We start from the raw sequence: 13330 nt of genomic DNA, 5'->3' as shown, positions 1-13330 counted from the left end.
CGTGGAGATCCTGCTGGTGCTGGGGTTCCCCCTGCTCGGTGCCGCCCTGCTCGCCGTGGTCGGGGCGCAGCGGTATGCCGCCGAGGTGAATGTCGCGGTGAGCCTGGCCACCCTGCTCGCCGCCGCCGCGCTGGTGGTGCGGATCATCCATGGCGGCCCGATGACGGTCGCCCGCGAGCAGTTCTTCATCGATCCGTTCAACGTGTTCCTGGTGGCGCTGACGGCGCTGGTCGGCTTCACCACCGCGGTGTTCTCGCGTCCCTACATGCGCATCGAGGCCGGGCACGGACGGCTCTCGCCGGGTCGACTGCGCCTGTACCACAGCATGTACCAGCTGTTCATGGCCGCGATGTTCGTCGCGCTCACCACCAACAACATGGGCTTCCTGTGGGTGTCGATGGAGGCGGCCACGCTGTCGACGGTGCTGCTGGTGTCGTTGTACCGCACGCGTGCCAGCATCGAGGCCGCGTGGAAGTATTTCATCCTGTGCGGTGTCGGCATCGCGCTGGCGCTGTTCGGCACGATCCTGCTGTACGTGGCTGCCGAGGGGCTGCTGGGCGGCAGCGACATGGACGCGTTGCTGTGGACCCACCTAGACGCGGTCAAGGGTCAGTTGGAGCCGCGGGTGATGGGATTGGCGTTCGTGTTCCTGCTGGTCGGCTACGGCACCAAGGTCGGGCTGGCGCCGCTGCACAACTGGCTGCCCGATGCGCATGCCGAAGGCCCGACCCCGGTGTCGGCGGTGCTCTCGGGGCTGCTGCTGAACGTGGCGTTGTATGCGGTCATGCGTTGCAAGATCCTCGCCGATGGCGCGCTGCATTCAGCGCTGCCCGGCCACATGCTGATGGGCTTCGGACTGCTGTCGACCCTGCTGGCCAGCTTCTACCTGTGGCGTCAGCGCGACATCAAGCGGCTGTTCGCGTATTCATCGATCGAACACATGGGCATCATCACGTTCGCATTCGGCATGGGCGGGCCGGTGGCGAATTTCGCCGGGCTGTTGCACATGACGGTGCACTCGCTGACCAAGTCGGCGATCTTCTTCACCGCCGGTCACGCCGCGCAGAGCGCCGGCACCCAGCGCATGGACGGCATCCGCGGCCTGCTGGCGCTGCATCCCAGCGTCGGCTGGGGACTGATGCTCGGATCGCTGGCGATTCTGGGCATGCCGCCGTTCGGCGTGTTCGCCAGCGAGTACCTGATCCTCACCACCGCGATGCGCGATCATCCGTGGGCCACGCCGATCCTGCTGATCGCGCTGGCGGTCGCTTTTGCCGCCATCTTCAGCCGGGTTCAGCCGATGGTGTTCGGCGATACCGATGCCAGGCCGCTGCCGCATTCGCCGGCGCTGGTGCCGGTATTCGTGCATCTGGCGATCGTGCTGATGCTGGGCGTGTACATACCGCCGGCGCTGGCCGAGTGGTACCGGCTGGCCGCCCGTCTGATGGCCGGTTGATGGAGTGCCTGCATGTCCACTGACTTTCTCGAACGCGAAGGCACCCGGTTACCCGCCAATGTGGCGGTGCGCCGCGTATTGGTCGATGCCGCGCAGTGGTCGCAGAGCGCGCAGAGCCTGCGCGACCTGGACGCCTGTCTGCTTGCGCTGTGGGGCGCCGATGATCGGGACGTCGACGGCATGTTCCGCATCTTCGCCGCTTTCCTGCTGCCCGATCACGTGCTGCTGCTGCAACATGCGATGCCCGCGGCCACACCGGTGTACCCGTCGCTGGCTGGGTGGTTCCCGGTAGCCGACCGGCTGCAGCGTGCCGTATACGACCTGCTGGGGCTGCAGCCCGACGCGGGCGACCGCCGCCCATGGCTGCGTCATGGCGGATGGCCCGATGATCACTTTCCGCTGCGTCGGGACAGCGATTCCACGCAAACGTTTCCGGTGGAACCGGCGCCGTACTCCTTCGTGCCGGTGAGTGGCGACGGGGTGCACGAGATCGCCGTGGGTCCGGTGCACGCCGGCACGATCGAGCCGGGGCATTTCCGCTTTTCCGTGGTGGGCGAAAAAGTGCTGCGCCTGGAAGCGCGCCTGGGCTATACCCACAAAGGCATCGCCAAACGCTTCGAAGGACTGCCGCTGGCGGAAGGCCATCATCTGGCCGCACGGATCTGCGGCGACAGCACGGTGGCATTTTCATGGGCCTACTGCGCCGCGCTGGAGTCGATCACGGATACCGAGCTGCCCCGCCGCGCCGCGTCCCTGCGGGCCTTGGCGCTCGAGCGCGAGCGCCTGGCCAATCACCTGGGTGACCTTGGTGCGCTCGGCAACGACGCGGGCCTGGCGTTCGGGCTGGTGCAGTTCTCCAGCCTGAAGGAGCAGCTGCTCCGCCTCAATCAGGAGGCTTTCGGTAAGCGCTATCTGTTCGACTATCTGGTTCCCGGCGGAGTCGTCACCGACCTTGGCATGCACGCGATCCGCGCCATGCTCGATGAGGCGACGATGCTGGAACAGGCCGTGGCCACACTGCGCACCATCTACGACGACCATGCCGGCCTGCAGGACCGCTTCCGCGATGCCGGCCAGGTCAGTCCCGAGCTGGCCAGGGCGCATGGCGCGCTCGGCCTGGCCGGGCGCGCTTCCGGCACCGCGCAGGACGTGCGGATTGATCTGCCGTGGCCACCTTACGATTGGCTGCGGCCCAGGCGCGTCCTGCGTTTCGGCGGCGACGTCGCCGCCCGTGTGCTGGTGCGCTTCGACGAAATCATCGAGTCGTTGCGACTGTGCCGGTCGCTACTCGAGACGCTTCCGGCGGGGCCCAGCCTGATCACGCTGCCGACAGCAGCGACCGGTCGACTGGGACTTGGCCTGATCGAGGGTTGGCGCGGCCCGGTGCTGATCGCGCTGGAAACGGCAGCGGACAATCGCGTGCGGCGTTGCCACGCGCATGACCCCTCGTGGCAGAACTGGCCGCTTGTGGAGTACGCGATCCACGGCAACATCGTGCCGGACTTCCCGCTCATCAACAAATCATTCAACCTCGCCTACAGCGGTCACGACGGGTGATGCCAGCATGTTCGATATCCTGACCCGCATTCGTCGCACCGGCATCCTCAGCGAAGCGCTGCCGCGATCCGAAGCGCCCGAAGCACCGCTGGAAAAATTGCAGCGGAGCCTGCAAGCGGTATTCGGGCGCGCGCTGCGCATCCGCCATGTCGATGCCGGCTCGTGCAACGGCTGCGAGCTGGAGATCCATGCGCTGTCCAACCCGTACTACAACCTCGAGGGCAGCGGCATCGCGTTCGTGGCCAGTCCGAGACACGCCGACGTACTGCTGGTCACCGGCCCGGTCTCGGTCAACATGGAGCAGGCGCTCAGGCGCACCTACGAGGCGATGCCCGATCCCAAATGGGTCATGGCGGTCGGTGACTGCGGCGCCTGTGGCGGCGTGTTCGGTGCGAACTACGCGACGCGCGGCCCGATCAGTGCCGTCATCCCGGTCGATGCCGTGGTCAACGGCTGCCCGCCCACGCCGCAGGCGCTGCTGCAGGGCCTGCTGCAGATCACCCGGCAGCGCCCCGGCTAGGTTCGCCGATCAGTCCTTCAGCGGCTGGGTGCTGATCACCGGCACGTCGCCGATCACGTCGGCGCCCTTCGGTGGCACGAAGTTGAAGGCAGACGCCGGAATCGACGCATTGCGCTGCCAACCGGAGAAACGGATGTCGGTGGTCGAGCCGAGCTGGTCGCGGAACGTCATCCGCGCCAGGCCGTTCGCGTCGAAACCGAGGTCGGCGTAGTCGAACTGCGGATCCTTCGCGGTGGACGTGAGCCGCAGCCAGGCCAGACCATCGTGCTCGCCCTGTTCGGCAACCTTGAAGTTCCTGTCCAGCTGCTTGACGTCGGTCAGCACGGTGAGCGGGCTGTGTGCCTCCTCGGTGCTCTGGATGCGCACGGTGACCTGCTCCAGCTCCGGGTCGTACATCCACACCCGGCTGCCATCGGCCACGATCGTCTGCTTGTACGGCGCCAGCGTGTCCCAACGGAACTGGCGCGGCGCTTCCAGCGCCAGCGTGCCGGAACTGGTCTTGCTGCTGTGGCCGTTGATGTCGGTCAGCGACTGGGTGAACAGCCCGGTGAGCGAATGCAGGCCGGTGGCGAACGTGTCCAGCCGGGCACGCGCCGGACCGGTGGCGGCTTGCGCCACGGCGGCCAGCGAAAGCATCAGCACGAAAGCAGTGACCGCAAGCATGAAGCGTTTCATCGGATTCCCTTGGAACATGACTGCGAAGGCTGGCAGTGTGCGCAGCAATCGCTTAATGGACGCCAGCCGTCAGTTCTTGGGTGGCGGCGGCGCCAGTACTTCGCGATTGCCGTTGTGCTGAGGGGCGCTGACGACGCCGTCCTGCTCCATCTGCTCGACCAGTCGCGCGGCGCGGTTGTAGCCGATGCGCAGGTGGCGTTGCACGCCGGAGATCGAGGCGCGCCGCGTCTGCGTAACCACCGCCACGGCCTTGTCGTACAGCAGCGTGTCGGCATCGCCACCGCCCTCCTCGCCATCCTGCGGCAAACCGGAGTCGTTGATGAACTTGCCGTCGCTGGTCGGTTGCGCCTCTTCCAGCACACCCTCGATGTACTGCGGCGCGCCCTGCGATTTCAGCCAGGCGACGACGTGATGCACCTCGTGATCGTCGACGAAGGCGCCGTGCACACGCTCCGGTGTGGCCGTACCCGGCGGTAGGTACAGCATGTCGCCGTGGCCGAGCAGCGCTTCCGCGCCACTCTGGTCGAGGATCGTGCGCGAGTCGATCTTGGATGACACCTGGAACGCGATGCGGGTCGGGATGTTCGCCTTGATCAGGCCGGTGATCACGTCTACCGACGGGCGCTGCGTGGCCAGGATCAGATGCACGCCGGCGGCACGCGCCTTCTGCGCGAGACGGGCGATCAGTTCCTCCACCTTCTTGCCGACGATCATCATCATGTCGGCGAATTCGTCGATGATGATCACGATGTACGGCAGCGGCTCGAGCGGTTCGGCCGCCAGATTCGGCATGTCGGGATTCGGTCGGAACAACGGATCGAGCAGCGGCTGGCCGGCGTTCTCGGCGTCTTTCACCTTCTTGTTGAAACCACCGAGATTGCGCACGCCGACGGCGGCCATCAGCTTGTAGCGGCGCTCCATTTCGGCGACGCACCAGCGCAAGGCGTTGGCGGCCTCCTTCATGTCGGTGACCACTGGCGCCAGCAGGTGCGGGATGCCCTCGTAGACCGAGAGCTCCAGCATCTTCGGGTCGATCATGATCATCCGCACGTCTTTTGCGCTGGCCTTGTACAGCAGGCTCAGCACCATCGCGTTGACCGCGACGGATTTGCCTGAACCGGTGGTGCCGGCGACCAGCAGATGCGGCATCTTGGCCAGATCGACCACCACCGGCTTGCCGCCGATGTCCTTGCCCAGCGCCAGCGCCAGCGGCGATTTCAACTGGTCGTACTTGTCCGAGCGCAGGATCTCCGAGAGATACACGATCTGCTTGTGGGTGTTGGGGATCTCCAGCCCGATCACGTTCTTGCCGGGGATCACGTCGACCACGCGCACGCTGACCACCGACAGGCCGCGCGCGATGTCCTTGTCCAGGCTCGACACCTGGGAGCCGCGGATGCCTGGTGCCGGCTCCATCTCGAAACGGGTGATCACCGGGCCCGGATAGGCCCCGACCACCTTGGCCTCGATCTTGAAATCCTTCAGCTTGAACTCGACCTGGCGCGAAAGCACTTCGAGGGTTTCCTCGGAATAACCCGGCCCCTGCGGCGGTGCTTCATCCAGCAGCGACAGCGGCGGCAGTTCGCCCGGTGTGGCGGCACCGACGAACAGCGGAATCTGGGTTTCCAGCTTGGCCCGCTCGCTCTTGGTCACCGGTGCGGGTGGCGGCTCTATACGCACTGGCTCGCGCTTGGCCTGCTTTACCGCATCTGCTTTCTTGACCACATCGCGCTCGGTGCGCGCCTGTCGCGCAGCCATCGCCTGCGGCGCCTCACGCAGTTTGCCGCGGGCCCACGCCAACAGCCGCAATACGCCCTGTCCGGTCCAGTCCATCACCTTGAACCAGGACAGACCGGTGGCCAGCGTCACCGCAATCAGAAACAGCGCCAGCAACAGCAGCGGCGCACCCTTGGCGCCGAACGCGCTGAGCAGGGCGTCGCCGACCCACACACCGATGATGCCGCCGACGCCCTGCGGCAGCACCGGATCGTCATGGAAATTGAGGTATAGCAGCGCGGGGCCCGTGATGAAGAAGAACACGAAGCCGATCAGGCGCAGCGCCGGCTCCCACGGATGTACCGGCTGCTCGCCGCGCTGGCGCAGCACCTGCACGCCCAGCAACAGCAGCAGCAACGGGAAGCAATAGGCCACCAAACCGAAGATCCAGCGCAGCAGATCGGCGACGTACGCACCGACGGTGCCGCCGAAATTGCGCGCATGCTCCAGCTGGCCGGCATTCGTCCAGCTGGGGTCATGGGCGTTGTAACTGAACAGGCACACCAGCAGATACAGCGCCAGTGGCAGCAACAGCAGGGCGCCGGCTTCACGCAGCCGGCGCTTCAGCTCCTCGCTGAGGCCTTCCTTCGGTTGTGGTTTGACGTTCGCGCTTCGCGCCACCTTGGAGGGCTTCCCTTTTTTGGACCGGCTCGTTCCGGACAGGGTCAGAGCATACCTTGCAACGCCGGATGTACCAGCTTGCCGCCATCGACATTGATGCCGCCGCTCAGCGGGGCAAACTCGCGCCACTCGTTGCCGGCGGCCAGACGCTGCACATACGGCAGGATCGCGGCGGAGATCGCCACCGACGAGGTCTGCGGCACCGCACCCGGCATGTTGGTCACGCAGAAGTGCGTCACGCCGTGCACATCATAGGTCGGCTTTTCCCAGGTGGTCGGCTTCGAGGTCTCGAAGCAGCCGCCCTGGTCGATCGCGATATCGACCAGCACGCTGCCGGGCTCCATCGTCTTGACCATGGCTTCAGTGACGACCCGCGGCGCCTTGGCGCTGGGCACCAGCACAGCACCGACCACGATATCGGCGTCACGCACTTCCTCCGCCACCGACGATTCATAGGCGTACAGAGCGGTGACGTTCGGGCCCATCGCCATCATCTCGGCCAGGCGGTCCTGACGCTTGTCGAACACCACCACGTTGGCACCTGCAGCGGCAGCCAGCGCAGCAGCGGCACCACCGGCGGCGCCGGCACCGAGCACCACGACCTTGCCACGCGGAGTGGAAGCCATGCCGCCCAGCAATTTGCCCTTGCCGCCCTGTGGACGATGGAGCAGCGTGGTGCCGATCTGGGTGGCGATGCGGCCGGCGATCACCGACATTGGCAACAGCAGCGGCAAACCGCCGTTCTCTTCCACCGACTCGAACGCCACACCGGTCAGACCGATCGCGAGCAGGCTCTTCGTCAACTCCGGTTCGGCCGCCAGATGCAGGTAGCAGAACAGTAGGTGGTGTTTCTTCAGCAGTGCCAGATCGCCGGCAACCGGCTCCTTCACCTTGACGATCAGCTCACCGGCCTCGTACAACGCGGCGGCGTCAGGCACGATCTTGATGCCTTCCCTGACATAGGCTTCGTCGGCAAAGCCGCTCTTCAGGCCCGCACCGGCCTGGATGAACACTTCATGGCCACGGCGCACCAGGTCGGCAGCGGCGGCGGGAACGAGAGCAACACGACCTTCAAGGGTCTTGGTTTCGGAGGGGATGCCGATACGCATGGAAAAAGAATCCTGTGGGAACGTTGTAGATCCATCGCGCTGACACCGCGATGGGGTCGTTGAATCTGTCGCCTACCTTGAATCGGCCGAGGGTATTCCCCATCCTTGCGGGGTCACGCAACCCGCCATCGCCCGCTAGCCTCGCTTGAGGAAACCGTGCCGGGGGCTGCAGCGAATGAAGTGTCAGGCCATCGGTAAACCCAAGGATTATACCAACCATGAGCACCACCAAACACAGCCGCCTGCTGATCCTCGGCTCCGGCCCCGCCGGCTACACTGCAGCGGTATACGCGGCCCGCGCCAACCTCAAGCCGACCATGATCACCGGCCTGCAGCAGGGCGGCCAGCTGATGACCACCACCGACGTGGACAACTGGCCGGGCGACGTCGAAGGCCTGCAAGGCCCGGCGCTGATGAAGCGCATGGCCGAACATGCCGAGCGCTTCCACACCGAGATGATCTTCGACCACATCCATACCGCGGATCTGAAGCAGCGCCCGTTCCGGCTCAAGGGCGATTCCGGTGAATACACCGCCGACGCACTGATCATCACCACCGGCGCCACCGCCAAGTATCTCGGCATCGCCAGTGAAGAGAAGTACAAGGGCAAGGGCGTCTCGGCCTGCGCCACCTGCGACGGCTTCTTCTTCCGCGACCAGGATGTGGTGGTGATCGGCGGCGGCAACACCGCGGTCGAGGAAGCGCTGTACCTGGCCAACATCGGCCGCAAGGTCTACCTGGTGCACCGCCGCGACAAGCTGCGCGCCGAGAAGATCATGCAGGACAAGCTGTTCGAGAAGGCCGCCGCCGGCAAGATCGAGCTGGTCTGGAACCACAGCATCGACGAGGTGCTCGGCGACGACACCGGCGTCACCGGCGTGCGCGTGAAGGACGTCAACTCCGGCGCCACCCGCGACATCGCGGCCACTGGCTTCTTCGTGGCGATCGGCCATACGCCGAACACCGGCATCTTCGAAGGCCAGCTCGACATGCACGACGGCTACATCAAGATCCACAGCGGCCAGCACGGCATGGCCACGATGACCTCGGTGCCCGGCGTGTTCGCCGCCGGCGACGTCGCCGACCACGTCTACCGCCAGGCCGTCACCTCGGCCGGCTTCGGCTGCATGGCCGCGCTGGACGCCGAACGCTGGCTGGATCAGCAAACGCCGGCCAGCTGATGCTCTTGCTCCCTCTCCTCCAGCACAGCTGGGGAGAGGGCTGGGGTGAGGGGGAAAGCTCTTGCTCACTACTTTCAGGCAGACCCCTGCAAGGCACCCGGCGAAAATCATCTATAACCATTTCATGCTGACTATCCGTTTCCACACCGCGATCGCCGAGCTGCCTGCCGCGGAGTGGGACGCACTGCGCGCCGACACGAATCCGTTCGTGTCGCACGCATTCCTGAGTGCACTGGAACACACCGGCTGTGTCCGCCCCGAGTGGGGCTGGCAGGCACACCATCTCGGCCTGTACGAACAAGGGCAACTGATCGCCGCCGCGCCGCTGTATCTGAAAGGCAACTCGCATGGCGAATTCGTGTTCGACTGGAGCTGGGCCAGTGCCTGGGAACGCGCCGGCGGCGACTATTACCCGAAGCTGCTCAATGGCGTGCCCTACTCGCCCGTGCCCGGACCGCGCCTGCTGGCCGGCAACAACGAACGCACGGCACGCCTGCAACGCACGCTGGTCGAGGCGATGCGCAGCGAGGCCGACCGCATGGGGCTGTCCTCGGTACATGCCAATTTCCTGCAGCCGAACGAACTGGCCGCGTTCGATGAAAACTGGCTGGCTCGCTCGGACGTGCAGTTCCACTGGCACAACCATGGCTACCGTCACTTTCCGGACTTTCTCGCCGCACTGAACCACAAGAAGCGCAAGAACATTCTGCGCGAACGCCAGCAGGTTGCCGCCAGCGGCCTCGCGATCGAGTGGCGCAGTGGCGACACGCTGAGCCCCGGCGAGTGGCGTCAGGTGCATGCGCTGTATACGGAAACGTTCGACGCGAAGGGCAATCATGCCGCACTCACCGCGGCGTTCTTCAGTCAGCTCGGCGAACTGGGCCAGACCGCGCAGCTCGCGCTGGCACGCCGCGACGAAACCATCGTCGCGATGGCGCTGTTCGTGCAGAGCGACAGCGTGCTGTATGGCCGCTACTGGGGTGCCTCGATGGACGTGCCCGGGCTGCATTTCGAGCTGTGCTACTACCGCGGCATCGACTACGCCATCACCAACAAACTGACCCGTTTCGAACCCGGCGCCCAGGGTGAGCACAAGCTGGCGCGTGGTTTCCTGCCGGTGCGCACGCATTCAAGGCACTATCTGCAGAATCCGGATTTTCGCGCCGCCGTGGCGGCGGCGCTTGCCAGCGAAGCGAAGGCGGTCGACGCCTATGCCGCCGAGCTGCAGGGGCACAGCCCGTTTGCCGATCATGCTCAGGTCGAACGATGAAACGCCTGCCGCTGCTGGATCCTGATGTCACGGATCGCTTCCCCGATCCGCGCGATGCGCTGACCGACCCCAACGGATTGCTCGCCTTCGGTGGCGACCTGTCGCCGCAACGCCTGCTGGCTGCCTACAGCCGCGGCATCTTTCCCTGGTACGGCGAACGCGAGCCGATCCTGTGGTGGTCGCCCGATCCGCGTTGCGTGTTCCGCACGGAATCGCTGAGCGTGAATCGGAGCCTGCGCCGCCAGCTTTCCGGCAAGCACTGGCGACTGACCATCGACCACGCCTTCGACGCGGTGATCCGTGCCTGCGCCGCACCGCGCGCTGGCGATTCCGGCACGTGGCTGGTGCCGGCCATGATCGATGCGTACGGACAACTGCATCAACTGGGTTACGCGCACAGCGTGGAAGTATGGGACGACGAGCGACTGGTCGGCGGCATCTATGGCGTCGCGATGGGTCGGCTGTTCTGCGGGGAATCGATGTTCAGCGCCGAGAGCGGTGGCTCCAAGATCGCACTGGTCGCGATTGCCCGGCTGCTGCGCGAGATGGATTTTCCGCTGATCGACACCCAGGTCAGCAACCCGCACACGCTCGGCCTGGGTGCCATCGAAATGCCACGCGCGCAGTTCCTGCAGGAGGTCGCCCGCCTGAGCCAGTTGCCCGGGCGCGTCGGCAGCTGGGCCGATCTCACGCCGCGCCTGCTGCAACCCGGTCCGGACTCCGCCCTCGCGCGGACGCGCTGACGAATACGGTTAGCTGACCTCGGCCATGCGACCGAGCGCCTTGAGCTCGCCATAGTTTTCCAGGAACAGCTCGACCAGGCCCGGATCGAGCTGGCTGCCGGCGACATCGCGCAGATAATCCAGCACTTCCGCCTCCGGCCACGCCGGCTTGTACACACGGGCGGTGATCAGTGCATCCCACACGTCAACCACGCTGAATATCCGCGCTGCCAGCGGGATCGCCTCACCGCGCAGACCCTGCGGATAACCGCCGCCGTCCCAGCGCTCGTGATGGCCGTACGGAATGTCGACGGCCGCACGCAGGAAATCCACACGCTGCAACAGGTCGTAGCCGATTTGCGGGTGCCGGCGCATCTGCGCCATCTCCTCGCCATCCAGCTTGCCCGGCTTGATCAGGATGGCATCCGGCAACGCCAGCTTGCCGATATCGTGCAGCAGTGCCCCGAAGGTCAGGTCGTGCAGTGGCTTGCCCTGCACACCAACCCGCTTCGCCAGACCCACCGCCATGCGCATCACCCGCTCGGAGTGATCGCCGGTTTCCTTGTGACGGATGTCCATCGCCGATACCAGCACACGCAGGGATTGCTCGTGGCCATTGAGCAGCATCCGGTTGACCGCTTCCATGCGGCGCAGGTCGCGTCCGATCATCCAGTACAGCGCCAGCGCGGTGGCCAGCACGAACAGCCAGCCCTTGAGGCTCTGCAGAAAAGTAAGCTCCGTCTGGCTGTTCACCAGCGCGTTCAGCGCCTGGTCGGAGAACCATATCCACAGCGCAGCGGCCACCAGGTAGACCAGGGCCGTACGGAATTGAGGAGTCATCGCCACTGCCGACCTCTGCAACGCACCGGTGTGGCGCATTCTTGCCACACCGCAAGCCGCCTGTCGACAGGATTCGGCGGCATCAAATACGGGCCTGTGACGAAGACCTCAGCCCGCCCGCAGCGCGTACTTGCGCGCCACGTAGTCATCCAGGATGCCGACGAATTCGCTGGCGATATTGTCGCCGCGCAAGGTCATCGCTTTTTCGCCGTCGATGAATACCGGCGCCGCCGGCGCCTCGCCATTGCCGGGCAGCGAGATGCCGATGTTGGCGTGCTTGGATTCGCCCGGACCGTTGACGATGCAACCCATCACCGCCAGAGTGAGGTTCTCAACGCCGTCGTATTTCACCCGCCACAGTGGCATCTGCTCGCGCACATGTTCCTGCACGGTCTTGGCCAGCACCTGGAAGAATTCGCTGGTGGTGCGACCGCAGCCCGGGCAGGCAGTGACCAGCGGCGTGAACGAGCGCAGACCCATGGTCTGCAGCAACTCCTGCGCCACGATCACCTCACCGGTACGCGAGGCGCCCGGTTCCGGCGTCAGCGAGATGCGGATGGTGTCGCCGATGCCTTCCTGCAGCAGCACGGCCAGCGCAGCGCTGGAAGCGGTGATGCCCTTCGAGCCCATGCCTGCCTCGGTCAGGCCCAGGTGCAAGGCATAGTCGCAACGCGCGGCAAGGTCGCGGTATACCGCGATCAGTTCCTGCACGCCGGAAACCTTGCACGACAGGATGATGCGGTCGCGCGCCAGGCCGATCTCCTCGGCCTTCGCGGCGGAATCCAGCGCGGAGCGGATCAGCGCCTCGCGTGCCACGTGCGAAGCATCCCACGGGTCGGCGCGTTGCGCGTTCTCGTCCATCAGGGCGGTGACCATGCTCTGGTCGAGCGAGCCCCAGTTCGCGCCGATGCGCACCGGCTTGTTGTAGCGCAGCGCCATCTCGATGATCGCGCCGAACTGGCTATCCTTCTTTTTGCCGAAACCGACGTTGCCGGGATTGATGCGGTACTTCGCCAGCGCCTCGGCACAGGCCGGCTCGCGTTCCAGCAGTTGATGGCCGTTGTAGTGGAAGTCACCGATGATCGGCACGCCCACGCCCATCATCGCCAGTCGCTCGGCAATGCGTGGCACTGCCGCAGCGGCGGCCGGCGTATTCACCGTGATGCGCACCAGTTCGGAACCGGCACGGGCCAGCTCGGCGATCTGCTTCGCAGTGCTGGCCGGGTCTTCGGTGTCGGTGTTGGTCATCGATTGCACCACGATCGGCGCAGCGCCACCCACCTTCACCTTGCCGATCTGCACGGCCACGCTGGGCCGGCGCCGACCAGGTTCGGCCGGGTGCGGTTTCTGCGATGCAATCTCACTCATGGAATCAACCGGAAGACAGGTCGCGATGGGCCGCGACGACACTGCCAAGGATACCCGATCGAGCTTGCCATCCTGTGGCAAATCGGCGCAGCCTGAGCCGAAAAATTGTTGCTGCCAGTCGCGGCGGCGGGCACCATTTTGAAGCGACCGGAGTGTTCCGTTTACCCGGTTCCGCTCCGAAAGCCGCAGAAATACACGATCCCGGCCCACACGGCCGCTGCCATGTCGATGCGGA

11 protein-coding genes are annotated in these 13330 nt (G+C 65.5%); 6 read left to right on the top strand and 5 right to left on the bottom strand.

The features are described 5' to 3' along the window. Position 1 precedes the first annotated feature (1 nt). The 3 genes from EAH75_RS03255 to EAH75_RS03245 are packed head-to-tail and all read left to right on the top strand — an operon-like array spanning position 2 to position 3533. A complete protein-coding gene (locus EAH75_RS03255; RefSeq protein WP_140654132.1) occupies positions 2–1456 on the top strand; it encodes a hydrogenase 4 subunit F in 1455 nt (484 codons plus the stop codon). Between the two features lie 12 nt (positions 1457–1468). After that, positions 1469–3013, top strand: coding sequence for an NADH-quinone oxidoreductase subunit C (locus tag EAH75_RS03250; protein WP_140654130.1), 1545 nt, complete (start codon positions 1469–1471; stop codon positions 3011–3013). A 7-nt stretch (positions 3014–3020) separates the two neighbouring features. Then, positions 3021–3533 (top strand): NADH-quinone oxidoreductase subunit B family protein, encoded by a 513-nt coding sequence (locus EAH75_RS03245; RefSeq protein ID WP_140654127.1) that lies wholly within the window; start codon positions 3021–3023, stop codon positions 3531–3533. Between the two features lie 9 nt (positions 3534–3542). Here the strand turns inward: EAH75_RS03245 and lolA are convergent, their stop codons facing one another. The 3 genes from lolA to EAH75_RS03230 form a co-directional block, all read right to left on the bottom strand. After that, a complete protein-coding gene (gene lolA / locus EAH75_RS03240) occupies positions 3543–4208 on the bottom strand; it encodes an outer membrane lipoprotein chaperone LolA (protein ID WP_140654125.1) in 666 nt (221 codons plus the stop codon). 69 nt (positions 4209–4277) lie between these two features. After that, positions 4278–6605: a DNA translocase FtsK gene (locus EAH75_RS03235; RefSeq protein WP_140654123.1), complete on the bottom strand. Its 2328-nt coding sequence runs from the start codon at positions 6603–6605 to the stop codon at positions 4278–4280. Positions 6606–6649: 44 nt separating this feature from the next. Next, positions 6650–7714 carry an alanine dehydrogenase gene (locus EAH75_RS03230; RefSeq protein WP_140654121.1) on the bottom strand — a complete coding sequence of 355 codons (1065 nt, stop codon included), beginning with the start codon at positions 7712–7714 and terminating at the stop codon, positions 6650–6652. Positions 7715–7932: 218 nt separating this feature from the next. Between EAH75_RS03230 and trxB the strand changes: the two genes are divergently transcribed. The 3 genes from trxB to aat all read left to right on the top strand — a co-directional run bounded on the left by trxB (position 7933) and on the right by aat (position 10908). Continuing rightward, positions 7933–8895 (top strand): thioredoxin-disulfide reductase, encoded by a 963-nt coding sequence (trxB, locus tag EAH75_RS03225; protein ID WP_140654118.1) that lies wholly within the window; start codon positions 7933–7935, stop codon positions 8893–8895. Between the two features lie 124 nt (positions 8896–9019). Further along, entirely contained in the window at positions 9020–10165 is a 1146-nt protein-coding gene (locus EAH75_RS03220; RefSeq protein WP_140654116.1) for a GNAT family N-acetyltransferase, read from the top strand. Next, positions 10162–10908, top strand: coding sequence for a leucyl/phenylalanyl-tRNA--protein transferase (aat, locus tag EAH75_RS03215; protein ID WP_140654114.1), 747 nt, complete (start codon positions 10162–10164; stop codon positions 10906–10908). Before EAH75_RS03220 ends, aat begins: the two co-directional genes overlap by 4 nt. A 9-nt stretch (positions 10909–10917) precedes the next feature. On the opposite strand, the gene EAH75_RS03210 is transcribed toward aat, so the two are convergent. Beyond that, positions 10918–11766: an HD-GYP domain-containing protein gene (locus EAH75_RS03210; protein WP_205043260.1), complete on the bottom strand. Its 849-nt coding sequence runs from the start codon at positions 11764–11766 to the stop codon at positions 10918–10920. A 69-nt stretch (positions 11767–11835) separates the two neighbouring features. Continuing rightward, positions 11836–13095 (bottom strand): flavodoxin-dependent (E)-4-hydroxy-3-methylbut-2-enyl-diphosphate synthase, encoded by a 1260-nt coding sequence (gene ispG, locus EAH75_RS03205; protein WP_140654111.1) that lies wholly within the window; start codon positions 13093–13095, stop codon positions 11836–11838. Positions 13096–13330 lie beyond the last annotated feature (235 nt).

Source organism: Rhodanobacter glycinis (genome assembly GCF_006438785.1).
GTDB lineage: Bacteria > Pseudomonadota > Gammaproteobacteria > Xanthomonadales > Rhodanobacteraceae > Rhodanobacter > Rhodanobacter glycinis_A.
Note: the sequence above shows the minus strand (reverse complement) of the source record. Positions and strands in the feature narration are given on the sequence as shown.